Genomic DNA, 22558 nt, shown 5'->3' with positions numbered 1-22558 from the left:
CCTCTCACTGTCCGCTGATGCGGGACGCCGCCAGCTTGCCGCTGACGAGCACGGTGGGTACGCCTACGCCCGGAGTCGTTCCGCAGCCGGCCAGTACGGCGTTCTCGACGCCGGCGACCAGGTTGCGTGGCCGGAACGGGCCGGTCTGCGCGAAGGTGTGGGCCGCGGAGAACGGTGTTCCCGCCGCGTGCCCCTGTGCCGTCCAGTCGGCGGGGGTGATCAACTGCTCCTCCTCGATCGCGTCGCCGAACCCGTCCAGACCGCGCTTCTCCAGCAGACTGACGATGCTGTCGCGGTAACGGGGGGCCAGCGAACGCCATTCGTCCGCCGACGGGCCGACGGTCGTGTTGGGGCAGGGCGCGAGCACGTAATGCAGATGCCGGCCCTCGGGCGCCAGCCGCGGCTCGTGGGCCGTGGGCCGGGTGATGAGCAGCGACGGATCGCTCATGAGCTGCCCTGTGCGGGTGATCTCGTCGAACGTCCGTTCCCAGGCGTGTCCGAACGAGATGGTGTGATGGTCCAGGCCCGGCCAGCTGCGGCGGGTCCCCGCGTGGAGAATCACCGCGGAGGGGGAGTGGGTCAGCCGTACCGGCCGGCGCGGTGTGCGGCCCAACAGGCGGTAGACGACGGGCAGATCGGGTGTGAGGACCACCGCGTCGCACGGCAGCCGCTCACCGTCGCCGAGGCGCACAGAGGTGACGCGTCCGGCGGACATCTCGAGCTTCGTGACCTCGGTGCCGTGGCGGAACTCGGCTCCGGCGTCGCGGGCGGCGTCCGCCATCGCCACGGGCAGCGCGTGCATGCCCCCCTTGGGGAAGTACACGCCGGCGACCGTGTCCATGTAGGCGATGACGGCGTAGGCGGCGAGCGCCCGGGCGGGTGGCACGCCCGCGTAGAGCGACTGGAACGAGAAGACCCTGCGCAGCCTGGGGTCCTTGACGTACCGGCCGATCTGCGCGTCCAGCCGGCCGAAGCCGCGCAGGGCGGCCAGCCGCGCCAGATCGGGGTGCAGCAACTGGAAGGGCGAGTCGAAGTTCGTGTCGATGAACCGTCGCATCTGTGCTTCGTAGAGCGACCGCAGCCAGTGCCGGAGCCTCAGGTAGCCGGCGGCCTCGGCCGGACCCGCGAAGGCGCGGACCTCCTCGGCCATCGCCTCCCCGTCCGTGTGCACGTCGAGGCCCGAGCCGTCGGCGAACTGTGCACGGTAGGCGGGGTGCAGGGCGACGAGCTCGACCCGGTCCGCGAGCGAGTCGCCCACCGCGGCGAACGCCTCGTCGGCGAGGTGCGGCATCGTGAGCACCGTCGGACCCGTGTCCAGGAGATAGCCGCCCAGCCGCGCGCGTCCCGCCCGGCCCCCGGCCTGGTCCGACCTTTCCACCACGGTGACCTGGCGGCCGCTGCCCAGCAGGTGCAGTGCGGCGGCGAGGCCGGACAGCCCGGCACCGACGACGACCACGCGGTCGGTGCGACCGGGAACGGTTTTCATGGAGCGTCCTCCTCGTGCGGCGAGGCCGGTCCCGCCGCTGTACGGATCAGACTGCCGAGCGCCACGACCGCGGCCGGCTCACCGGGCAGCGCGGCCAGGCGGCGTTCACTTGCGTGGACCAGCCGACCGACCCTCGCTTCCACGACCCGCCGGGCACCCGTGCTCTCCAGGGCGCCCCGCGCCTCACGAATCTGAGCGTCCGTCAGCGTCGCACCGGGCGCTCTCAGGGCCGCGGCGGCCGCCGCGTCCCCGGACTCGTCCGCCAGCCGCAGGGCGACGGCGCGCAGGTAGGTCAGCTTCTTGTCCCGCAGGTCGTCGTCGGCAGGCTTGCCCGTACGCCGTGGATCGCCGAACACACCGAGGAGGTCGTCCCTGAGCTGGAAGGCGATGCCGGCGGACCGGCCGGCCGACCGCAGGACGTCCGTCGTACGGTCGGAGGCTCCGGCGAGGGCGGCGCCGAGTGCGAGGGGACGCTCGACGGTGTAGAGCGCGCTCTTGAGACAGGCGATACGGACGGCCTGGTCCACCGCCGTGGAGCCGGTGGCCGCCGCGCGTATGTCGAGGTACTGGCCCGCGACCATCTCCGACCGCATGGCGCGCCATTCCCGCTGAAGGCGGGCGCCCTGCCTCGACGCCAGCGCGGTGGCGGTCAGCAGATCGTCGGCCCAGGCGAGAGCCAGATCCCCGGCGAGGACGGCCCCGGCGGTCCCGAAGGACGCGGGGCACCCCGACATGCCTGCCGCGGAGTGTTGCTGTGCGAAGTCCTCGTGGACGGCGCGGGCGCCGCGGCGCGTCGATGAGCGGTCCATCACGTCGTCATGGACCACGGCGCACGTCTGGATCAGCTCCAGCGCCGCGGCGACGTGCAGCACGTTCTCCGTCTCCGGGCCCTCGGCCGGGCCGCCGCAGGCCCGCCACCCCCACCAGAGGAACTGCGCCCGAAGGCGCTTGCCGCCGCGCAGGGCGATGTCGCGCACGCGCCCGGCGACTTCCTCGGCGAAGACCGCGTCGGTCTGCCGGGCCTCATCCATGCGCTCGCCCAGGTGATCGCGGAGAACGGCCTCTACGGCGTCGACCACGGAAGGACCGGGCCGCGCCGGGGAAGTGCCTCTGCGGGGCAGGCCTTCTTCGCCGGTTGTGCCCATGTCGTCCTCGGTCGCCTGGATACCGAGCATGCAGCCCCCTTCCGGGCCTCGCGACTCCTCGAACACCGCCACTTCCGCTCGGAAGGCGTCACCGGATGCGTTGAGTTGTCCGTCGTCCTCCCAGGGGCGGCCGCGAGCCTGGCCGGCGGCCTTCCGTTCCGTCGTCCTGCGACGTCGTTCCAGGAAGGGTGGGGTCAGGTGCCTTGGGCGTCACGGCCGGTCCTCGCTCGGTTGTTGCCTCTCGCCCAGGCAACCACCGAAGGCGGGGCGCCGCCTTGTCAGGAGCGGGGGACACTGCTCCGAACAGGGTCTTGTCAGCGGCCGAGGACCGAGGCGACCGTGTCCACCGCTTCACGGAGCCCGAGCGGGTGCAGCGTTCCGGGCACGAGCGGCGCCGTCCATCCCGGGCCCACCGTCAGCACCGCCGGCTGCCGGCGGGCCCCCCTCACGCCCCAGGTCATGTGCGCGACGTGCTGGGCGAGCGGTCGGCTCGCCGTCGTCCTTGACTGCGCCCACAGCGCGACAGCGCTCGGGCCGGTTCTGCGGACCGCCTCGATCAGGGCCTCGGCAGGCAGCGCGGCGCCGAACATGCGGACCGGCAGCCCCCGCTCGCCGAGGGCAGCTGCGAGAGCCTCGAGCGGCAGGGTGTGGGTCTCGCCGGGGACGCACGCGAGCACGACAGGATCCGCGGTCGGACCTTCGTCGGGGACGGCCCGGCGGCGGTGCAGGGCGCTGGAGACGTGCCATGACAGCAGGTGCTCCACCTCGACGTACTTCTCGCCCGAGCTCTCCCATTTGCGGCCGACGGCCCTCAGCGTCGGGACGACGACCTCCGTCCAGGCCGCCACGATGCCGTGCTCCGCGATCACCGCTTCCAGCAGGCGGTCCACGGCGTGCGAGTCGAGGCGCAGCGCCGCGCGGGCCAGCCCCTTGCACTCCACCCGGGCGTCCCCCAACTGAAGCCCGCTTCCGGCGCGGCGGCGTGCCGTGGAACGTGGCGCGGCCGGACCGTCGGGAGCGGGGGCGCTCGGGCCGCCGTCGACGCCGGGGGCCTTCGGCTCCAGCGCGGTACGTGTCTCCGCGCGAGCGACGCGAGCGGCCTCGGCCGGCGGCAGGCCCGCGTTGGTGAGGGCGCACATGCGCTCCAGGAGCGCCAGGTCCGCGGCGGTCCACCGCCGGTGCTTGCCGCCCTCGTGCGCGGCCGGCCCGATGCCGTACCGCTGGTCCCAGGAGCGCAGGGTGGTGGGGGCGACGCCGAAGCGACGCGCCACCGCGCCGGTGGTGAGACCGGCGCCCGTTCCCGGGCGCGAGTCGTCCGTACCGTCCACACGGCCATCATACGACGCACGAACGACGCATGTTGCCTGCGTCGTTTCTGCCGTCGAACACTGGTCCCGTCGCGCAACGGCGCGAACCACGAGGTCACCGGACCGTGATCGGGACCGCCGCGGTACGCACGGTCCGGCGGAGGGAGCGCAGCATGAGTGCAACGCCGGTGAAGGTGCCCGCAAGCGCCCTGTACGCGCCCGTCGAGGAGACGAGGGAGTCCGAGCGGCTCGCCCAGGGGCTGCTGCTCGGGGACGAGCAGGTGTTCGCCGCGATCTATCGCCGGTGGGGAGCCATGGTGCACACCATGGCCACCCGCACCCTCGGTGATGCCAAAGAGGCCGAGGACGTCACCCAGCAGGTCTTCCTCGCGGCATGGCGGGGGCGGGCCGGCTTCCGCCCGGAGCGCGGACCGCTGGGCGCCTGGCTGGTCGGTATAACCCGGCGCAAAGTCGTGGACGCGCTGGCGGCACGCACGCGCAGGGCCCGGATCGCCGGCGCCGCGGCGGCCGAGCTGCCGGCCGTGGAGCGGTGGGAGGCGAACCCTGAGGCGGTCCTCGATCAGGTGCTCGTCGCGGACGAGCTGCGCAGGCTGCCTCCGGCGCAACGGGAAATCCTCGCCCTGGCCTTCTACGGCGACCTCACCCAGGTCCAGATCGCGCAGCGTACGGGCCTGCCGCTGGGGACGGTGAAAAGTCACGCCCGGCGCGGAATGCACCTGCTGCGCCGCCGTGTCGAGGAGGCACGTCTGCGGTACTGACAGCCGCACGCGGCCACGCCCCGGGCACTCCGTCCCGTTTCGTGCGTGTCCGCCGGGGCCGGTGGCATCCGCCGGCCGGCACGCGAGCGAAGTGGTGGTGTGCCTTCTGTGTGCACAGGCCGCCGCCTTCGCCCCCACGACAGGGCGGGGCGGGGCTGAGGTGAACAGCGCGGAAGGGAGGACCGGGTGGCTGACCACGTCGACCCCGCCGACCTGGCCGAGATCGCGCTGGACCGCGGAGAGAACGGCGAGAGAGGGAACTCCGCACGCTTTGCCGGGCCGCGCCTGCACCTCGCGGTGTGCTCGGAGTGCCGACGCGAACTGGAGGCGCTGCGTGCAGTGGTCCGCGCCGCGCGCTCCGCCGGCCCAGGCGATCCGATGACGGAACCGCCCGACCGGGTGTGGCGTTCGATCCAGCGTGAGCTGGAGGCCGCTGATCCGCCCCCGGGCACCCCTTCCTGCGAGCCACCGGCCGCACCGACCGGGACCTCCTCGCCGCGGCCCCCGTGGGGCGGTCACCGGCCCTCCCGTGCGCTTGCCGCTCTCACCCTCGCTGTAGGGCTGGCCACCGGCGGCGGCGTCGCATGGTGGCAGGCGCACGAGAGCCGGCCCCGGACGGTGCAGAGCGTCGGCGCGCCGCACCGGCTCGACCCCCGACCGGGCCACAGCGCCTCCGGGACGGCCCTTCTCGCGGACAGCTCCGCCGAAGGCCGGGTGCTCCAGATCACCGTGCACGGCCTTCCGGACACCAAGGGCTACTTCGAGGTCTGGCTCATGGACCACGCGGGGCGCCGGCTCATCCCCGTCGGCGCGCTGGGTGAGGACGGCAGGTCGACCCTGCCCGTGCCCGACGGGCTCGACCTGCCCGCCTACCCGGTGGTGGACGTCTCCGTCCAGATGTACGACGGGAAGCCGGTCCACTCCGGACACAGCGTCGTGCGGGGCACCCTCGTCGGCTGACGCGGCCACCACCCCGGGCTGTGTCGACGAAATGGCACAAAAAAGTCGGGTTGTACGGCATCCGCCGAAGGCGCGCAGGCCGAAGGGATTGATGTGACGGGCAGCGGCAAGAGCCCGTCGCCCCCCAGCAAAGGTGAAAGCTCATGAACACCAACCGCTTCAGGAGTGCGGCCCTCGCCGGTGCCGCCGGCCTCCTGCTCCCCCTCGGGCTCGTCGCCCTCGCCCCGGTCGCGCAGGCCGAAGGTACGGGCCAGCCGTTCGGTCCCGCCTGCGCCTCCCTGCCGACCAGCGGCCCGGGCAGCCCCGCCGAAATGGCGGGCCAGCCGGTCGCCACGGCGGCGGCGAGCAACCCCGAACTGTCCACGCTCGCGACCGCCGTGGAGAAGGCGGGACTGGTCGACACGCTCGACAACGCCCAGAACATCACGGTGTTCGCGCCGACCAACGACGCGTTCGAGAAGATCCCCAAGGCGGATCTCGACGCCATCCTCAACGACAAGGCCCAACTGACGAACCTGCTCACCTACCACGTGGTGGAGGAGAAGGTGACGGTCGACAAGCTGCCGAACGGCACCTTCACGAGTATGCAGGGCGGCCAGTTGACGACGTCCGGGTCCGGGGACCGGTTCAAGGTGAACGACTCGTCCTCGATCGTCTGCGGTGACGTCGAGACGAAGAACGCGACCGTCCACCTGATCGACACCGTGCTGATGCCGCCGTCCTGATCGCGGTCCGGGGTCACGTCCCGCCGGTGCTGTCGCCGCACTGCGACCGCACCGGTGGGGCATGTTCGGGCACGGCCCTGCCCGCAGCGGGCGACCGGTCAGAAGGCGTAGCGGATCGTCAGCCACGGGGCGTGCGTCGCGACCAGGCCGCGGACCGTCTCCACAGCAGTGGTGCCGTTGCGGTAACGCACGTTCGCACTGCCGTTCTCCGAGCGCTTGGGCTGCTGCAGATCCGGCCGCCACAGCGCCTGCTCCGCGCGCGGGTGCCACGCCATGTTCACCTCGTGCAGCTCCTTGTTGTGCGTCAGCATGATCACCTCGGCCGCGGCCTGCTCCTTCACCCGGGTCGGCAGGACGTCGTCCATGTGCCGCAGCAGCTCCGCCCAGGCCTGCTCCCAGCCGGGCCTGATGACGACGGGGGACAGGTTGAAGTGGACCTCGTAGCCCGCGTCGAGGAAATCCGCCGCGGCGGCGATGCGGTCCTCGACGGGGCTGGTGCGGACGTCGAGCAGTCTTGAGTCCTCCGGGGGCATCACCGAGAACCGGACACGGGTCCGTCCCCGGGGCTCGAGCAGCAGCAGGTCCGGGTTGACGAACTTCGTCGCGAACGACGCCTTCGCCGTGGGCCACCGGGCGAAGGCGTGGACCAGGTCCGCGGTGTTGTCGCTGATCAGCGCGTCGACCGAGCAGTCGTTGTTCTCCCCGACGTCGTACACCCATGCGCTCGGGTCGCACTGGTTGGGCTCCTTCTTGGGGCCCTGACCGATCACGTGGTGCCTGATGCGGGCGATGATGCCGTCGATGTTGGTGAAGACGGTGATCGGATTGGCGTACCCCTTACGCCGCGGGACGTAGCAGTAGGCGCACGCCATGGCGCATCCGTTGGCGGCCCCGGGGGCGATCCAGTCCGCTGATCGGCCGTTGGGCCGCACGGTGAGTGTCTTCTTCTCGCCGACGACCAGGACCGTGCTCTTGATCCGCACCCAGCGCTCGGCGTTCCCCTTGTTGCCGTGCAGCTCGGGGATGCGCCAGTGGGAGTCGGTGCGGACCACCTCGGCGTCGGGGAAGTTCGCCAGCACCTGCCTGCCTCGCGGCGAGGCCGCCGCCGCGGGCTCGGCGTGGATCTCCCGCACCGAGAGCATCCGCCGGGCCTGCGGGGAGTCGCGGAACAGCGGCCCGGCCAGAGGTACGCGGACCTCCCGCCCGGTCCGGATCTCGTCGAGGCCGAACAGCACGTCGGGGCCGTCGTCGTCCGGTGCGCCGGACGACCGGGGGGATCGCATGCTCACTCCGAAGTCTGTCGCGTCATGAACCACTGTAGGACAGCGCCGGTCGTGCAAGGGGCGGCGTTCACCGGCGCTCCCCGGTGGGCGGCGCTCCCCGGTGGGCGGCGCTCAGCGGTCCGGTGTTCCGGCGGACGCCCGGTGGCCTCCCTCGGTGTCCGCTCGTCCGCCGGCTCCCAGCAGCCCCGTCGCCTCGAAGGCGGTCCTCCGCTGCAAGCGCGGAAGCTCCCGCTTCGACACGAAGGTGACCACCGGGGGCATCGCGGCGCGGACGGCCTGCGTGGCCCGGAGCCAGCCCGGGGCGTACACGGCCGCACTGCGCCGCTCGACGGCCCGCACCAGCCGGCCGGCCACAGTCTCGACCGGATGGACCTTCCTCGCCGGCCTCGGCATGTGCGCCCGCAGCTCCCGCAGCACCGGATGATCGTCCGCGTCGCGGATCATGTCGGTGTCGGTCCAGTTCAGGTAGGCGATGCCGACGTCGATGCCCTCGTGCGCCACCTCGGCCCGCAGTGAGTGGGCGAACGACTCGACGCCGGCCTTGGAGGCGCAGTACGCGCTCATCAGGGGGGACGCGCCGATCGAAGCGAGTGAGGCGATCTGCAGGAAGTAGCCGCGGGACGCGCGGAGGTCGGCAAGGAACACGCGGGCGGTGCCGGCACTGCCGACGAGGTTCACCTCGATCACCCGCCGCCAGAGCGCGGGGTCGGACTCCGCGAAGGGGCCGCCTTCGGCCACTCCTGCGTTCGCGACGACGACGGAGGCGGGGCCCAGGCGGTCCCGGACGTCGGCGGCCACCCGTCGCATCGCGTCGTCGTCGGTGACGTCGACCTCCCAGCACCGGGCAGGTCCGGGGATCGTCGCCCGGACATCGGCGAGGGCCGACTCCTCCCGGCCGAGGAGGGCGACCGTGGCTCCACGCCGGGCGAGCTCCCTGGCCATCGCCGCACCCAGTCCCCGGGCGGCGCCGGTCACGACGGCGGTGCGGCCTTGCAGAGGACGTGCTGAGCCACTCACATGGTCCTCCTCGGTGGGGATGGTGCCACCGGAGCGGCGGTCGACGCCGAGCTGTCCGGCGAGCCGTTCTCTCACCATAGGCACCGGAGCCGGGGCCCGCCGGTCCAGGGCCGGCCACCGCTCGGGCACACCGTGCGGGGCGGATCCGGCCGAGGTTGCGGCCCTCCCGGGCCCGGCACAACATGAGCAGGTCCGGTGAGGTGAGCGCAGGAGGGAATTCCCATGGCCAAGGACGAAGAACTCGGCAAGGGCGACCAGGTCTCCTGGAGCAGCCACGGCAAGAACGTGCCGGGCGAGGTCAAGAAGAAGATCACCAAGCGTACGAAGGCGGCGGGCCGCACCGTCGACGCGTCGAAGGACGAACCGCAGTACGAGGTGGAGAGCGACAAGTCCGGCCGCAGGGCCGTCCACAAGCCGCAGTCGCTGCGCAAGCGGGACTAAGGACTCATGAGCGCCGCGGGCGACGCGGACCGCGACAAGACCGTCGCCGAGTTCGGGGAGGCGGTCAACATGACGGCCGGTGACCTCGAGAAGTGGCTCCGGACGGACGAGTCGAAGAGCGTCGGCCAGTCCGCCGGCGGTGGCGAGAGCGTCGGACACGCCTCGGGGCGGCGGATCGTGGATCTGCTGCGTACCAAGAAGGCGGATCTCGACGACGACGACGTCGCGCACATGCGCAAGGTCGTCGGATACGTGCACCGGCACATCGCCCAGCGGCCCAGCGGCGACGTCACCGACAGCAAGTGGCGGTACTCGCTGATGAACTGGGGCCACGACCCGGAGAAGTGACGGTTCCCGGGCGGGAACGACGAGGAGCGGTCGGTGCCGTCACACGGCTCGCCGCCGACGCTGCTGAGCGTCGCGGTCGGACTCGGCCGGACGTAGGGCGGATCGGCAGGCACGGCCGAAGCCCTGGAGGCGATGAAGAGGATGACACCGACGCGGTACGCCACTCCTGACGTCGTCGTCGTGGGCGCAGGGCTCGCCGGCCTCGCCTGCTCCCTCGACCTGTGCCGGGCGGGACTGCGGGTCCACCTGCTGGAGGCTTCGGACCAGGTGGGCGGCCGGATGCGCACGGACCGGCGCGACGGCTTCCTCCTGGATCGCGGCTTCCAGGTCTTCAACACCTCCTACCCGCAGATCAAGCGGCGGGTGGATCTCCGAGAACTGCGCCTGCGCCCTTTCACGCCGGGCGTCCTTGTGAACACCCCTTCCGGGCGGGTGCGGATCGTCGACCCGACGAGGGAGCCGCGTTCCGCGGCGGCTCTGCTGCCGGGACGGTACTTCGGACCCCGCGATCTGATCGGGCTCGCCGGGCTCACCGCCCGTGACATGTTGCTGCCGCCGAAGTTCCTGAAGCGACGGCGGGACCGGACGACAGCAGCCGCCCTGAAGGACGCCGGCCTGTCCCCGGAAGTGATCGACGAACTGCTCCGGCCGTTCCTGTCGGGCGTCTTCCTCGAGGACGAACTGGAGACGTCCGCCCGCTTCTTCCACCTCGTATGGCGCAGCATGGCACGTGGCAGTCTGTGTCTGCCCGCTGCGGGTATCGGCGCGGTGCCCGCTCAACTGGCGGCGTCGCTGCCGCCCGGCACCCTGCGCCTCGAGACGCTCGTGACCGCGCTGACCGACGACGGCATCCTGCTCGGTGACGGTTCCGAGCTACGGGCCGACGCGGTCGTGGTGGCCACGGCCGCACCGGCCGCCGCCCGCCTCCTCCCCGGCCTACAGGCACCCGGCGGCCGCACCGTGACGACGTACTACCACGCCGCCGCCCGCTCGCCGCTGGGCGAACCGGTCCTGTTGGTCGACGGCCGGCGCGAGTTCCTGAACACCTGCGTGCTGAGCGAGGTCGCCCCCACCTACGCCCCGCGGGGCACGGCGCTGGTGTCGACCTCCGCCCTGGGCGTCGACCTACCGGGCCGTGAGCGGTCCCTGCGGGGCGGACTCGCCGAGGCGTACGGGACGGACACCGCCGACTGGCAACTGATCGCCGCCTGCACCGTGGAGGACGCGCTGCCCGCCATGCCACCGCCCTGGCCGCTGAGCCGCACCACGCGCCAGGGATCCGCGCGATACCTGTGCGGGGACCACCGCGCGACCGGGTCGGTCCAAGGAGCGCTGGCTTCCGGCACCCGTGCCGCACGCGAGGTGCTGGCCGACCGCCCTTCGTGAGCACGGCGTCGCCTCGCCCTGGTCCTTCTCCCTGTCCCTGCCGGCCGATCACGGCCGGCACCGTCGCGGCGCGACTTCTCGCCAGGCACTTCGAGAGCAGAGCGGACATCGTGCACCTCCGTACGAAGGGGGCGGAAACTGTCCGGGCAGTCTCACCGGGGTCCGCACACCCCGGCATCGTGCAAATCACCGGTCTCCGCCGTGGCGTCGGGTCGCCGTCGTACGCGGCCGCCCGGAGGGCCGACGTCACCTCGGAAACGTCGGTGCAGGTCAGGAGATGAGCGAGCGGCCGGTGGGCGCCAGCCGCAGCGTCCGGGGAGCCGCGGTCTGTTCCCGCTCGATGCACGGGAGGATCTCCTCCCGTGCCAGGGGAAGCGATCGTACGGCGGCGAGGCGCCGGCGATACGCGCTCTCGTCGGGGTACGAGAAGACGACCGCGGCGACGTTCGTCCCGGTGTGGACGGGCAGTGCGGTGAACGTGTTGTGCGCCGTCTCGGTGGTCAGGACGGCGAGCGGCGCGGGTCCCGTCTCGTGGAGCACGGGCAGAAGACCGTCCCGGACGAGTGCGATGCCGTCCTCTCGTCCCGGAGGGAAGGACCACACGGTGGCGATCACGAGTCTCTCCGGTGCCGGAGCGCCGACCGGGGGCCGCCGGGACGACGAGACGGTGAAGCCGGTCCCGGGCGACAGGGGACGCAGCAGGTGGACATCGTCCGAGTCGACCATCGTGGCGTTCGCCCGGGGACCGTGCTCGGCCCATACGGGCCCGCCGTAGAAGGCCGTCAGAGCGCGGTGGCGTGCCGCCATGTCCCGGAACCCCCGGAGCCAGACGAAACGATCCGGATCGTCGAGATCCCGGAACTGGCCGAGCACGGCCGTCCCGGTCTCCTCCTGTGTCTCGACGAACTCCCGGTCGAACAGCTCGATGAGTTCGTCGCGCCTGCCGGGACGCAGTGTGTACCGGCGAAGCTCGATCACGTCGAGGCGGCCGACGGCGCCGGTGGGGTCGATGGGATCGGTCGGGTCGGTGGCCGGCACGGCGGAACTCCTCTTCGGTTCGATCTCCGGGGTACGGAGTCGCGGCCCGTCCGGTCGGAGCCGGGCACGGGCCGACGGTAGGCATGCCGTGTGCCAGGGGCTGTCAGTGTTTCCGAGGAGAATGCCTCCATGTCTGCCGGACGACTGCTGTCGGTACTGCTGTTGCTGCAATCCCGTGGGCGCATGTCCGCGCGCGGGATCGCCGGTGAACTGGGGGTGTCGGTACGGACCGCCTACCGCGACCTGGCCCGGCTCCAGGCCGCCGGGGTGCCGGTCTACGCGGAGCCGGGCCCCGGGGGCGGCTACCAACTGCTGGACGGCTATCGCACCCGCCTCACCGGGATGAGCGAGGGTGAGGCACGCGCGCTGTTCTTCGCCGGACTGCCCGGGCCCGCCGCTGATCTGGGGCTCGCGACAGAGGTGACGACGGCTCGGCTGAAGCTGCTGGCCGCGCTTCCGGCGGGGCTGAGTGAGGAGGCGTCGCGAATCGCCGCGGTGTTCCACCTCGACGCACCCGGCTGGTACCGGGAGCCCGAACGGACGCCGCATCTTCCCCTGTTGGCCGACGCGGTGCTCACCCGGCGTGCGGTGGACGTGCGCTACCGGCGCTGGCGTGCGCCGCAGGAGGTGGATCGCCGCCTGCGCCCCTACGGCTTGGTGCTCAAGTCCGGCGTCTGGTACCTCGTGGCCGCCGGGCGGAGCCGGATCGCGACCTATCGGGTCACCCAGGTCCTCGACGCCGCGCTGAGCGACGAGCGGTTCGACCGGCCGGAGGGTTTCGACCTGGGCACGTACTGGGCCGCCTACCTCGCCGACTTCGAGGCCCGTCGCTACACCGGCACGGCCACCGTCCGTCTGTCCCCGCGGGGACGCCGGCGCCTGCCCGACAACGTCCCGCCGGAGGTGGTGCAGGCGGTCGATACCACCGCGTCCGCCGCGGACGACGACGGATGGATCGAGGCGGTCGTCCCGACCGAGAGCACCGAGCACGCGTGCGGTGAGCTGCTGCGTCTCGGCACGGACGTCGAGGTCGTCGCACCGGCCGAACTCCGCGAGGCGATGGCCACCACGGTGGGCGCCCTCGCCCGGGCCTACGGGGCCTGCTGACGCCTGAGCCTCGTCCGGCAGGCCGGACGACACGCGGCAGTGCCACGCCGGAAAGGGCCGGGCCCGGCGCCGAAGCGCCGGGCCCGGCCCTCTTGTTTATGTGCCGGACGGGTGGGTCAGCCGATCTCGATGAGCAGATCGCCCGCCTCGACCTGCTGGATCTTGCCGATCGCGAGGCGGCGCACCGTGCCCGAGGCCTGGGCGGTGATCGACGCCTCCATCTTCATCGCCTCGATGGTGGCGACGGTCTGTCCGGCCGACACCGACGCGCCCTCCTCCACCTGGAGAGTGACCACTCCGGCGAACGGTGCCGCGACGTGACCCTCGTTGCCGCGGTCGGCCTTCTCCGCCGCCTTGACCTCGGTGGCGACGGACTTGTCGCGCACCGACACCGGCCGCAACTGGCCGTTGAGCGTGGCCAGTACGCTGCGGTAGCCGCGCTCGTCGGCTTCGGAGACGGCTTCCAGTTCGATCAGCAGCGTGACGCCCGGCTCGAGCGTGACGGTGTGCTCGGTCTCCGTCTCCAGTCCGTACAGGAAGTCCCGCGTCGGCAGGACGGAGGTGTCGCCGTACGCCTCGCGGTGGGCGTTGAACTCCTTGGTCGGGCCCGGGAAGAGCAGCCGGTTCAAGGTCGCGCGCGGCGACTGCGCCAGGCCCTCGCGGTCCTCGTCCGACAACTGCGGCGTGTCCGCCTTTGCCGGGCGGCCCTGGAGCGCCCGGGTGCGGAACGGCTCCGGCCAGCCGCCGGGCGGGTCGCCCAGCTCCCCGCGCAGGAAGCCGATCACCGAGTCCGGTACGTCGAACTTGCCCGGGTCGGACTCGAAGTCCGCCGCCGAGACGCCGGCGCCCACCAGGTGCAGTGCCAGGTCGCCGACCACCTTCGACGACGGGGTCACCTTCACCAGCCGGCCGAGCATGCGGTCGGCCGCGGCGTAGCAGTCCTCGATGAGTTCGAAGCGGTCGCCAAGGCCGAGGGCGATGGCCTGCTGACGCAGGTTGGACAGCTGCCCGCCGGGGATCTCGTGGTGGTAGATGCGGCCGGTGGGCGAGGCGAGACCGGACTCGAAGGGGGCGTACACCTTGCGGGTCGCCTCCCAGTAGGGCTCCAGGTCGCCGACGGCCTGGAGGGACAGGCCGGTCGCGCGCTCGGTGTGGTCGGTGGCGGCGACCAGCGCGGACAGCGGAGGCTGGCTGGTGGTGCCGGCCATGGAGGCGACCGCCGCGTCGACGGCGTCGACTCCCGCGTCGATGGCGGCGATCAGGGTGCCGAGCTGTCCGCCCGCGGTGTCGTGGGTGTGCAGGTGGACGGGCAGGTCGAACCGTTCGCGCAGCGCGGTGACGAGTGTCCTGGCGGCGGGCGGGCGCAGCAGCCCGGCCATGTCCTTGATGGCGAGGACATGAGCGCCCGCGTCCACGATCTGCTCGGCGAGACGCAGGTAGTAGTCCAGCGTGTACAGCGTCTCGCGGGGATCGGAGAGGTCGGCGGTGTAGCAGAGGGCGACCTCGGCGACCGACGTGCCGGTGGCGCGTACGGCGTCGATGGCCGGACGCATCTGGGACACGTCGTTCAGGGCGTCGAAGATCCGGAAGATGTCCATCCCGGTCTTCGCGGCCTCGGCGACGAACGCCTCGGTGACCTCGGTGGGGTAGGGCGTGTAGCCGACGGTGTTGCGGCCGCGCAGCAGCATCTGGGTACAGATGTTGGGCACGGCCTCCCGGATCTTGGCCAGCCGCTCCCACGGGTCCTCGGCGAGGAAACGCAGCGCCACGTCGTAGGTGGCGCCTCCCCAGCACTCGAGGCTCAGCAGCTGCGGGGCGCTACGGGCGACGTGCGGTGCGACGGCCAGCAGGTCGCGGGTGCGGACCCGGGTCGCCAGCAGGGACTGGTGGGCGTCGCGGAACGTCGTGTCGGTGACGGCGACGGCCGACTGGGCGCGCAGTTCGGCGGCGAACGCCTCCGGCCCGAGAGCGGCGAGGCGCTGCCGCGACCCGGCGGGCGGCTCTCCGAGCGGGACGGCGGGCAGCTTGTCCGCCGGGTCGATGACGTCGGGGCGCGGACCGTACGGCTGGTTGACGGTGATCTCCGCGAGGTAGCTGAGCATGCGGCTGCCTCGGTCGGCCGACGGACGGGCCCGCATCAGCTCCGGGTGTTCGTCGATGAAGCTGGTGGTGATGCGCCCCGCCCGGAACGCGGGGTGGTCCAGCACGGCGCCCAGGAAGGGCAGGTTGGTGGCCACGCCCCGGATGCGGAACTCGGCGATGGCCCGGCGCGCCCGGCGGGCCGCATTCGCGAAGTCGTGCCCGTGGCAGGTGAGCTTGACGAGCATCGAGTCGAAGTGGGCGGAGACCTCGGCGCCGGTGTGGACGGTTCCGCCGTCGAGCCGGACGCCGGGCCCGCCGGGGGAGCGGTAGGCGGAGATGGTGCCGGTGTCCGGGCGGAAGCCGTTGGCCGGGTCCTCGGTGGTGATGCGGCACTGCAGTGCGGAGCCGTTGAGGACGATGTCGTCCTGCGTGAGGCGCAGTTCGGGCAGCGTCATGCCGGCGGCGATGCGCAGCTGTCCGATGACGAGGTCGCGTCCGGTGACCTGTTCGGTGACGGTGTGCTCGACCTGGATGCGCGGGTTCATCTCGATGAAGACATGGTTGCCGCGCTCGTCGACGAGGAATTCGACGGTGCCCGCGTTCACATAGCCGATGTGCCGGGCGAAGGCGACGGCGTCGGCGCAGATCCGTTCCCGCAGCTCGGGGTCGAGGTTCGGGGCGGGCGCGATCTCGACGACCTTCTGGTGGCGGCGCTGCACCGAGCAGTCCCGCTCGTAGAGGTGTACGACGTTGCCCTCGGCGTCGGCGAGGATCTGCACCTCGATGTGGCGGGGGTTGACCACCGCCTGCTCCAGGAAGACCGTCGCGTCACCGAACGCGGAGCGTGCCTCGCGCATCGCCGCGTCGATCGCCTCGCGCAGCTCCCCGGGCTCCGCGACCCGGCGCATGCCGCGACCGCCGCCGCCCGCGACGGCCTTCACGAAGACGGGGAAGCCGATGTCCTCGGAGGCGGCGACGAGCGTGTCGACGTCCTCGGACGGTTCGGAGGACTTCAGCACCGGTACGCCCGCCTCCCGCGCGGCCGCGACCGCCCGGGACTTGTTCCCGGTCAGGTGGAGTACCGACGCAGGCGGTCCGACGAAGGCGATACCGGCCTCGGCGCACGCGGCGGCGAGGTCGGGGTTCTCCGACAGGAAGCCGTAGCCCGGGTAGATGGCGTCGGCCCCCGCCTTCTTGGCGGCCTTGATCACCTCGTCCACGGAGAGGTAGGCCCGCACGGGGTGGCCGGGCTCACCGATCTGGTACGCCTCGTCGGCCTTGGCCCGGTGAAGGGAGTTGCGGTCCTCGTAGGGGAACACCGCCACTGTGGAGATTCCGAGCTCGAACGCTGCGCGGAACGCGCGGATCGCGATCTCGCCGCGGTTGGCGACCAATACCTTGCCGAACATCAAACTCCCCAGTCGTGTCTCGGGCCGGGCGGCCTCAGGACGGGCGATGTCGCACGGGACGCCGGTGCCGGCATCCGGTGGTCAAACGGGCGGCGGCGATGTGCCGGGGGGCCTTGGCCCGAAGCGCTCGACACCGTATCGGAGACCTTCCCAGAGATCACGGACGCAGACGATGGCCTGCGTCACTGCGAGGACCACCGCTCGTCGGTGATCTGCGCCACGGTGATCGGGCCGGGGCCGGTCAGGTGTCGGGCCGGGCGGTGCGCCCGGTCGCCGCCGGGGCGCGTTGGCCGCAATCCGGGCCCCTGGCCGGTGCCGGCGCCCTCGCGCGGCGGGCGGACGGCCGTCGTCCGGCGGAGAGATCAGTCCGGGGCGAGCGAATATCTGTGACCGCCGAGTGAGAAATCAGCGCGACGCGCGGTGAGGGTATCTCGCGCAACAGGCGGAAAAGAATTACTTGCAGCGCGGGGTCGATCTCACCGTGCTACTGTCGTTATCAGTTGCAGTTGTGGTTCCCGAAAAATCCAAGTGCCCCGGCGGCCCCTCAGGTCGTTGTGAGCGCTTTTGTGTATCCGGTCATTTCCGGACGGGGTAATCATTGCGGCGACACGGAGACCGCACGGTGTGGACTCCGGGTACTGCCCCTGAAGGAGATTTGACATGGCATCTGGCGTCGTGAAGTGGTTCAACGCGGAAAAGGGCTTCGGCTTCATCGAGCAGGACGGTGGCGGCCCTGACGTGTTCGCCCACTACTCGAACATCGCCGCCCAGGGCTTCCGTGAGCTGCTGGAAGGCCAGAAGGTGAACTTCGACATTGCGCAGGGCCAGAAGGGCCCGACCGCCGAGAACATCGTTCCGGCCTGACGCTGACGCGTGATCGAGCCGGGGCCCGCACCTTGGGGTGCGGGCCCCGGCTCGTTGCAGTTACGGGGCTCTGCCCCGACACCGCGGCCCATCGTGCCGCGGCTCCTCTCCGGAGATCGCGTTTTTCTCGCGTGGCGGATGTCCCTCCCGCCTCCGGACGAACATTCGGCAGGGACTCATTCCGGCTTTGACGTCCGAATCGATCTGCCCGCCCGGTGACCTGCCGGGGTTTCTCACGAGCGGTCCGATTCGCTTTCGTTTTCGCTTTCTGCCTGGCTCGTTCTCGCGATTCTCCGTGCTGCTCTTCTGCTGCGGTAATTCCTTGATACGTGCCACATCGAGGAAGGTTCCGTATGAACCGCACACGTACCGACGAACGTTATTCCCGCACCCGTAGCGGCGGTGGCTCCGGCCGCGGCAGCCGTTTCGGCTCGCCGGCCCCCACCCGCTCGGGTGGTTCCGGCCGCTCCGGTGGAGGTGGCCGCTCCGGCGGTTACGGCCGCCGGCCCGCCGCGGCGCAGGGTGAGTTCGCCCTCCCCGTGACCGTGACCCCCGCCCTGCCCGCCGTCGAGCGGTTCGCCGACCTCGACATGCCGGAGCAACTGCTCGCGGCGCTCGCCTCCCAGGGCGTGACCGTGCCGTTCCCGATCCAGGGTGCGACGCTGCCCAACACCCTCGCCGGCCGTGACGTGCTCGGCCGCGGCCGCACCGGCTCCGGCAAGACCCTCGCCTTCGGACTGGCCATGCTGGCCGGTACCGCCGGGAAGCGCGCAGAGCCGCGACTTCCGCTCGCGCTGGTCCTCGTCCCGACCCGTGAGCTGGCCCAGCAGGTCACCGACGCGCTCACCCCGTACGCCCGGTCGCTGAAGCTGCGGATGGCCACGGTCGTCGGCGGGATGTCGATCGGCAGGCAGGCCGGTGCGCTGCGCAGCGGCGCCGAGGTCGTCGTGGCGACGCCCGGACGGCTGAAGGACCTGATCCAGCGCGGCGACTGCCGACTCGACCAGGTCGCCGTCACCGTCCTCGACGAGGCCGACCAGATGGCCGACATGGGCTTCATGCCCCAGGTCACCGCACTTCTCGACCAGGTCCGCCCGGACGGTCAGCGGATGCTGTTCTCCGCCACCCTCGACCGCAACGTCGACCTGCTGGTCCGTCGGTACCTGAACGATCCGGTCGTGCACTCCGTCGACCCGTCGGCCGGCGCCGTCACGACGATGGAGCACCACGTGCTGCACGTCGACAGCGCCGACAAGCACGCCACCACGACGGAGATCGCCGCCCGCGACGGCCGGGTGATCATGTTCCTGGACACCAAGCACGCGGTGGACCGGCTGACGAAGGACCTCCTCAGCAGCGGAGTACGGGCCGCGGGACTGCACGGCGGCAAGTCCCAGCCGCAGCGGAACCGCACGCTGGCGCAGTTCAAGACCGGGCACGTCACCGTGCTCGTCGCCACGAACGTCGCCGCCCGCGGCATCCACGTCGACAACCTCGACCTCGTCGTCAACGTCGACCCGCCGACCGACCCCAAGGACTACCTGCACCGCGGCGGCCGTACCGCCCGGGCCGGCGAGTCCGGCAGCGTCGTCACCCTGGTGACCCCGAACCAGCGCCGCGACATGGCCCGCCTCCTGTCGCACGCAGGGGTCCGCCCGATGACCACCCAGGTCAGGTCCGGCGGGGCCGAGTTGAACCGCATCACCGGCGCGCAGGCCCCGTCCGGAACGCCGGTCGTCATCACGGCACCGGTGACCGAGCGGCCCGCGCGCAGCGCCGGCTCCCGTGCCCGGCGCGGCCGTGGCTCGTCACAGGCGCCGCGCCGCGCCCCCCGTCGGCAGTCCGCCGTCGGCACGGCGGCCTAGGGCGTACCTTGCCGGTCACGGCACCGGGCGCCCTGGACGTCATTGATCAAGGCCCTTACCCATCGTCGCAGGAGGAATCTCTTGGCACCGGTTCAGCTGAAGCCCCGTCCGGTCGGCGCGAGTTCCGGCACCAGGACGGCGGCCGGCCTCGAGGCGGCGGCCGGTCCGCAGGTCCGTGGCGACGCGACCGTGAAGGTCTGGGGCGACATGACGGTGGAGGTGGCGCTGTCCGTGATGGCCGGCGCCCGCGCCGGGCATCTGCTCATCTGCGACGCGGACGACCAGTGCACCGGATCCGTCACGCTGGCGCAGCTCGTCGCCGTACGCGACAGCGCCGTCAGCACGGACACGGTCCGGCTGAGCGATGTCGCCGCTCTCTCCCGTTGAACCGCCGCACCCCTTGCGGACCCCCTTCCGCTTCCCCACTTCTCCCTGTGAGGTCTCATGCGCTGCGTCATCGCTCGCTTCCCCTTCGATCTGACCAAGAGTGGCGTGCTGGAGTCGATGAAGGGCGTCAAGCCCGAGCCGATCACCGGTGACTTCGTGGTCATCGGCCGCCGTCAGTACCCCGTCAAGCAGGTGGGCGCGGTCATCACCCGACAGGATCGCCGTGACTTCAGCGCGGGCGAGGTCGTCCGGGCGATGACGGGGCTCGGCTTCACCTGCCGGTCGCACGTCCAGGCGGCGCCCGTGAGCGTGCTCACCCCGCTCCAGCAGGCGCACGCCTCGCTCGGCAGCACGGTGGCCGGCTGACCTACGGCACCCTCCGGGCCTGACAAGGCACCGGAGAGGCGAAGAACGAAGAGGGCCCGACCGGCGCGCGCCGGTCGGGCCCTCTTCATGCGGTGCCACTGCCTCGTAGTGGTGGGTTCAATGGTCGGAGTAGCTGAAGTCGCCGACGGTCCAGGCGCTGACGTCCTCGATGGAGACGCGGTACATGCCGCCTGTTTCGGGGATCCCGACCGTGCCCTGGAGGATCCGCGCCACGTGGAAGTGCAGATGGGTGGGCGGACCCTGCCGGGCGGGGGAGGCGCTGAAGGCGCCGGAGAACGCACGGAGGCTCTCCGAATCAGTCAGGACCTCCGACACACGCTGCCTCCACACGGCTTCGGGGGCCAGCCGGCCGGTGATGACAGCGCCACCGGTGACCACGGTCAGAGACATGAGATTGCTTTGCCCGGACTCCACCAGGGCGGCCACGTCGACGAGCAGAGAGTCAGGTTTCGACATGACAGGCGAGTTTATTTCACCTGGGCCCTCTCCATGGCTGCGGTGTCGGTGACCCGACGCCGACTCGCCCCCGCCCTGGCCGCTTCCGGCCCGGGCCACGCTCTGAGCAGGGCAGACAGCGCCGGGTGGGGGGCCATCGCCGATCTCACGTTTCCTCCGTCCCGAGCGCCCAAAAATCTATGCTCGCCGTAGTAGACATTCGTCCCCGCGGTGGCTAGTGTTCCTGTTGTAGCCGAGATCGGAGAAAGCCCGGCAGAGACGAACTGCCGAGCGTTGCAGTACGCAGTACCCGCAGTTCGGTGCGGTGGTGGAGTTCCGGAGCCGGTTTCGCAGGATGGCGACGGGGCTGACCCCGCACTGGGTGGCCCGCGGTGTTCAGGGGCCACCGGAAGCAGTACCGAGTACCAGGTAAGTGGCAAGCGGCGACAGCGGGCCCGCCCGGTGTCGCCCAGAGGAAGGAACGGAGGAAGCAGACGCCATCAGGATCGCCCGGGAGAGGGAGACTCCCCGGGTACCGCAAGACCCCGGAACGGAAGGTGGTCCCCGGTCACGCATTCGCGATCCCCGCGCTCCCGTCCCTCTTCGGGGCGATGCCGCGGAAACAGAAGGTCGGCGCAGGACTAGGGCCGACAGATGGTGTTCAATTTCCTTCGGGGCCCTGGTGCCGTACGGCACCAGGGCCCCTCGACGCGTTCTCACGAAGAAGAGGTGCAGATGACAGCGGATAATGCGCTCGGCGGACGGCTCGACGACGATGACTACCCCGCCTACACGATGGGACGGGCCGCCGAGATGCTGGGCACCACGCCCGGCTTCCTCCGGGCGATCGGCGAAGCGCGGCTGATCACCCCGCTGCGCTCCGAGGGCGGTCACCGGCGCTACTCGCGGTATCAGCTGCGGATCGCCGCCCGCGCGCGTGAACTCGTCGACCAGGGCACCCCTGTCGAAGCCGCCTGCCGCATCGTCATCCTCGAGGACCAGCTCGAAGAAGCGCGGCGCATCAACGCCGAGATCCGCCGTGCCGCCGGTCGGCCGGTCGAGAGCTCCGGCGAGGTCTCCGGCTGATTCCCCCCGCCATGTCACGTCGCGGACCGGTCCCCGGCGCCGTCCACCAGCGGGCTGCGGCAATCACCGCCTCGGCGGGCGCGGCTACATGTCCCACGGCGCCTGCGGAAGGACCTCACCGGTCTCGAGCAGGGACTTGAGGTTCGCGAGCACGGCCGGCCATCCCTGTGAGATCCCGTCGAGCATCTCCTGGTCGGGGAGGTTCTCGTGGGTCACGGTGAGGCGGACGATGTCCTGATGCGGTTCGACCAGGAACGTGACGACCGAGCCTCCGCCCGGCGACCCGCTGGAGAGCGGGTCCTCGAAGGTGATGACCAGGCGCTTCGGTGGCTCGGCCGCCATCACCCGGCCGACCACGTCGACCGCGTCCGATCCGTCGACGCGCCGGTGCTCCCACGTCGAGCCGGGCTGCCAGTCGGAGACGTTGGCGTGTCCCCAGAAGCGCGCCGTCAGGTCCGCGTCCGTCAGGGCTTTCCACACCTGTTCCGCGCTCGCGCGGATGTAGGTCACGTAGACGTAGGTCGGCACGGGCTGTGGTGCGTCGGTCATGGCGTACTCCTCTGCCTGGTGCTTGATGGCGCTGATCGCTTGCAGCCGGGGCCTGTCGAACTCTGAGATCCAGCGCTCCTCGATCCGGTGGATCGGTCCCGGATCGAGGTAGTGCAGACGCTCCCGTCCGCGCCGTACGACGGTGACGAGACCGGCCCGCACCAGGACGTCGAGATGCTGCGTCGCCGACTGGCGGGCCATGGAGAGGTGCTCGCACAGCTCCTGGAGCGTCCTGCCGTTGTGTTCACGCAGGCGGTCGAGCAGGAGCCGCCGGGTGGGGTCGGCCAGCGCCTTGAAGACCCGGTCCATCGCTGTCGCCTCGTCGCTCACTCCTCGATTATGCAGGCATCTGCCTGCATATTGCCAGCGGCGGCGCGCAGGGTTCCGGGTAGCGGCGCCGACGCCGGGAGCATGTCGGACCGGTGAGGTGCGTCGCCGGAGCGGCGGTTACCGTGCGGTGGGCGGCGAACCG

At 71.5% G+C, this 22558-nt stretch carries 21 protein-coding genes; 12 read left to right on the top strand and 9 right to left on the bottom strand.

Features of this window, described 5'->3' with window-relative positions; translation table 11 throughout:
- Positions 1–4: 4 nt before the first annotated feature.
- From GLX30_RS09215 to GLX30_RS09205, 3 genes are all read right to left on the bottom strand, one after another.
- Positions 5–1486: a phytoene desaturase gene (locus tag GLX30_RS09215; RefSeq protein ID WP_159685816.1), complete on the bottom strand. Its 1482-nt coding sequence runs from the start codon at positions 1484–1486 to the stop codon at positions 5–7.
- Positions 1483–2661 carry a polyprenyl synthetase family protein gene (locus GLX30_RS09210; RefSeq protein WP_159685813.1) on the bottom strand — a complete coding sequence of 393 codons (1179 nt, stop codon included), beginning with the start codon at positions 2659–2661 and terminating at the stop codon, positions 1483–1485. The genes GLX30_RS09215 and GLX30_RS09210 overlap by 4 nt, the downstream gene beginning before the upstream one ends.
- Positions 2662–2945: 284 nt before the next feature.
- Positions 2946–3959 carry a MerR family transcriptional regulator gene (locus GLX30_RS09205; RefSeq protein ID WP_159685810.1) on the bottom strand — a complete coding sequence of 338 codons (1014 nt, stop codon included), beginning with the start codon at positions 3957–3959 and terminating at the stop codon, positions 2946–2948.
- 152 nt (positions 3960–4111) lie between these two features.
- Between GLX30_RS09205 and GLX30_RS09200 the strand changes: the two genes are divergently transcribed.
- From GLX30_RS09200 to GLX30_RS09190, 3 genes are all read left to right on the top strand, one after another.
- Positions 4112–4717, top strand: coding sequence for a sigma-70 family RNA polymerase sigma factor (locus GLX30_RS09200; RefSeq protein WP_159685807.1), 606 nt, complete (start codon positions 4112–4114; stop codon positions 4715–4717).
- A 186-nt stretch (positions 4718–4903) separates the two neighbouring features.
- On the top strand, positions 4904–5677 hold the full coding sequence (locus GLX30_RS09195; RefSeq protein WP_159685804.1) for an anti-sigma factor: 774 nt from the start codon (positions 4904–4906) through the stop codon (positions 5675–5677).
- 143 nt (positions 5678–5820) lie between these two features.
- Complete coding sequence (locus GLX30_RS09190) at positions 5821–6402, top strand: fasciclin domain-containing protein (RefSeq protein WP_159685801.1); 582 nt, start codon at positions 5821–5823, stop codon at positions 6400–6402.
- Between the two features lie 98 nt (positions 6403–6500).
- Here GLX30_RS09190 and GLX30_RS09185 read toward each other — a convergent pair whose 3' ends face one another.
- Together GLX30_RS09185 and GLX30_RS09180 are read right to left on the bottom strand one after the other, a co-directional pair.
- Complete coding sequence (locus tag GLX30_RS09185; protein ID WP_159685798.1) at positions 6501–7685, bottom strand: spore photoproduct lyase family protein; 1185 nt, start codon at positions 7683–7685, stop codon at positions 6501–6503.
- A gap of 111 nt (positions 7686–7796) precedes the next feature.
- Positions 7797–8702: an SDR family oxidoreductase gene (locus GLX30_RS09180; RefSeq protein ID WP_159685795.1), complete on the bottom strand. Its 906-nt coding sequence runs from the start codon at positions 8700–8702 to the stop codon at positions 7797–7799.
- A 222-nt stretch (positions 8703–8924) separates the two neighbouring features.
- Here GLX30_RS09180 and GLX30_RS09175 point away from each other — a divergent pair, with 222 nt between their 5' ends.
- From GLX30_RS09175 to GLX30_RS09165, 3 genes are all read left to right on the top strand, one after another.
- Complete coding sequence (locus GLX30_RS09175) at positions 8925–9143, top strand: DUF2945 domain-containing protein (protein WP_159685792.1); 219 nt, start codon at positions 8925–8927, stop codon at positions 9141–9143.
- Positions 9144–9149: 6 nt separating this feature from the next.
- Entirely contained in the window at positions 9150–9491 is a 342-nt protein-coding gene (locus GLX30_RS09170) for a DUF3140 domain-containing protein (protein WP_159685789.1), read from the top strand.
- 141 nt (positions 9492–9632) lie between these two features.
- The gene (locus GLX30_RS09165; protein WP_159685786.1) at positions 9633–10877 is read left to right on the top strand and encodes an NAD(P)/FAD-dependent oxidoreductase; all 1245 of its coding nucleotides are present in this window, start codon (positions 9633–9635) and stop codon (positions 10875–10877) included.
- Between the two features lie 270 nt (positions 10878–11147).
- Here the strand turns inward: GLX30_RS09165 and GLX30_RS09160 are convergent, their stop codons facing one another.
- Positions 11148–11915, bottom strand: coding sequence for an NIPSNAP family protein (locus GLX30_RS09160; protein WP_244258087.1), 768 nt, complete (start codon positions 11913–11915; stop codon positions 11148–11150).
- A gap of 129 nt (positions 11916–12044) precedes the next feature.
- Here GLX30_RS09160 and GLX30_RS09155 point away from each other — a divergent pair, with 129 nt between their 5' ends.
- Positions 12045–13022: a YafY family protein gene (locus tag GLX30_RS09155; protein WP_159685783.1), complete on the top strand. Its 978-nt coding sequence runs from the start codon at positions 12045–12047 to the stop codon at positions 13020–13022.
- Positions 13023–13138: 116 nt separating this feature from the next.
- Here GLX30_RS09155 and GLX30_RS09150 read toward each other — a convergent pair whose 3' ends face one another.
- Positions 13139–16513: a pyruvate carboxylase gene (locus tag GLX30_RS09150; protein WP_159685780.1), complete on the bottom strand. Its 3375-nt coding sequence runs from the start codon at positions 16511–16513 to the stop codon at positions 13139–13141.
- A 660-nt stretch (positions 16514–17173) separates the two neighbouring features.
- On the opposite strand from GLX30_RS09150, the gene GLX30_RS09145 reads away from it, so the two are divergent.
- From GLX30_RS09145 to GLX30_RS09130, 4 genes are all read left to right on the top strand, one after another.
- Positions 17174–17377: a cold-shock protein gene (locus GLX30_RS09145; protein ID WP_005310809.1), complete on the top strand. Its 204-nt coding sequence runs from the start codon at positions 17174–17176 to the stop codon at positions 17375–17377.
- Positions 17378–17730: 353 nt separating this feature from the next.
- Positions 17731–19242: a DEAD/DEAH box helicase gene (locus tag GLX30_RS09140; RefSeq protein ID WP_159685777.1), complete on the top strand. Its 1512-nt coding sequence runs from the start codon at positions 17731–17733 to the stop codon at positions 19240–19242.
- Positions 19243–19323: 81 nt separating this feature from the next.
- The gene (locus GLX30_RS35145) at positions 19324–19629 is read left to right on the top strand and encodes a CBS domain-containing protein (protein WP_244258086.1); all 306 of its coding nucleotides are present in this window, start codon (positions 19324–19326) and stop codon (positions 19627–19629) included.
- 57 nt (positions 19630–19686) lie between these two features.
- Positions 19687–19995: an SCO5918 family protein gene (locus GLX30_RS09130; protein ID WP_159685774.1), complete on the top strand. Its 309-nt coding sequence runs from the start codon at positions 19687–19689 to the stop codon at positions 19993–19995.
- A 117-nt stretch (positions 19996–20112) separates the two neighbouring features.
- Here the strand turns inward: GLX30_RS09130 and GLX30_RS09125 are convergent, their stop codons facing one another.
- Positions 20113–20472, bottom strand: coding sequence for a hypothetical protein (locus tag GLX30_RS09125; protein WP_159685771.1), 360 nt, complete (start codon positions 20470–20472; stop codon positions 20113–20115).
- Between the two features lie 714 nt (positions 20473–21186).
- Between GLX30_RS09125 and GLX30_RS09120 the strand changes: the two genes are divergently transcribed.
- A complete protein-coding gene (locus GLX30_RS09120; protein ID WP_159685768.1) occupies positions 21187–21537 on the top strand; it encodes a MerR family transcriptional regulator in 351 nt (116 codons plus the stop codon).
- Positions 21538–21621: 84 nt separating this feature from the next.
- Here the strand turns inward: GLX30_RS09120 and GLX30_RS09115 are convergent, their stop codons facing one another.
- Positions 21622–22395: a metalloregulator ArsR/SmtB family transcription factor gene (locus tag GLX30_RS09115; protein ID WP_159694949.1), complete on the bottom strand. Its 774-nt coding sequence runs from the start codon at positions 22393–22395 to the stop codon at positions 21622–21624.
- Positions 22396–22558: the final 163 nt, after the last annotated feature.

The sequence above is a fragment of the Streptomyces sp. Tu 2975 genome, from assembly GCF_009832925.1.
GTDB lineage: Bacteria > Actinomycetota > Actinomycetes > Streptomycetales > Streptomycetaceae > Streptomyces.
The sequence above is the reverse complement of the archived record's forward strand: the minus strand, read 5'-3'. Positions and strand labels throughout refer to the sequence as shown.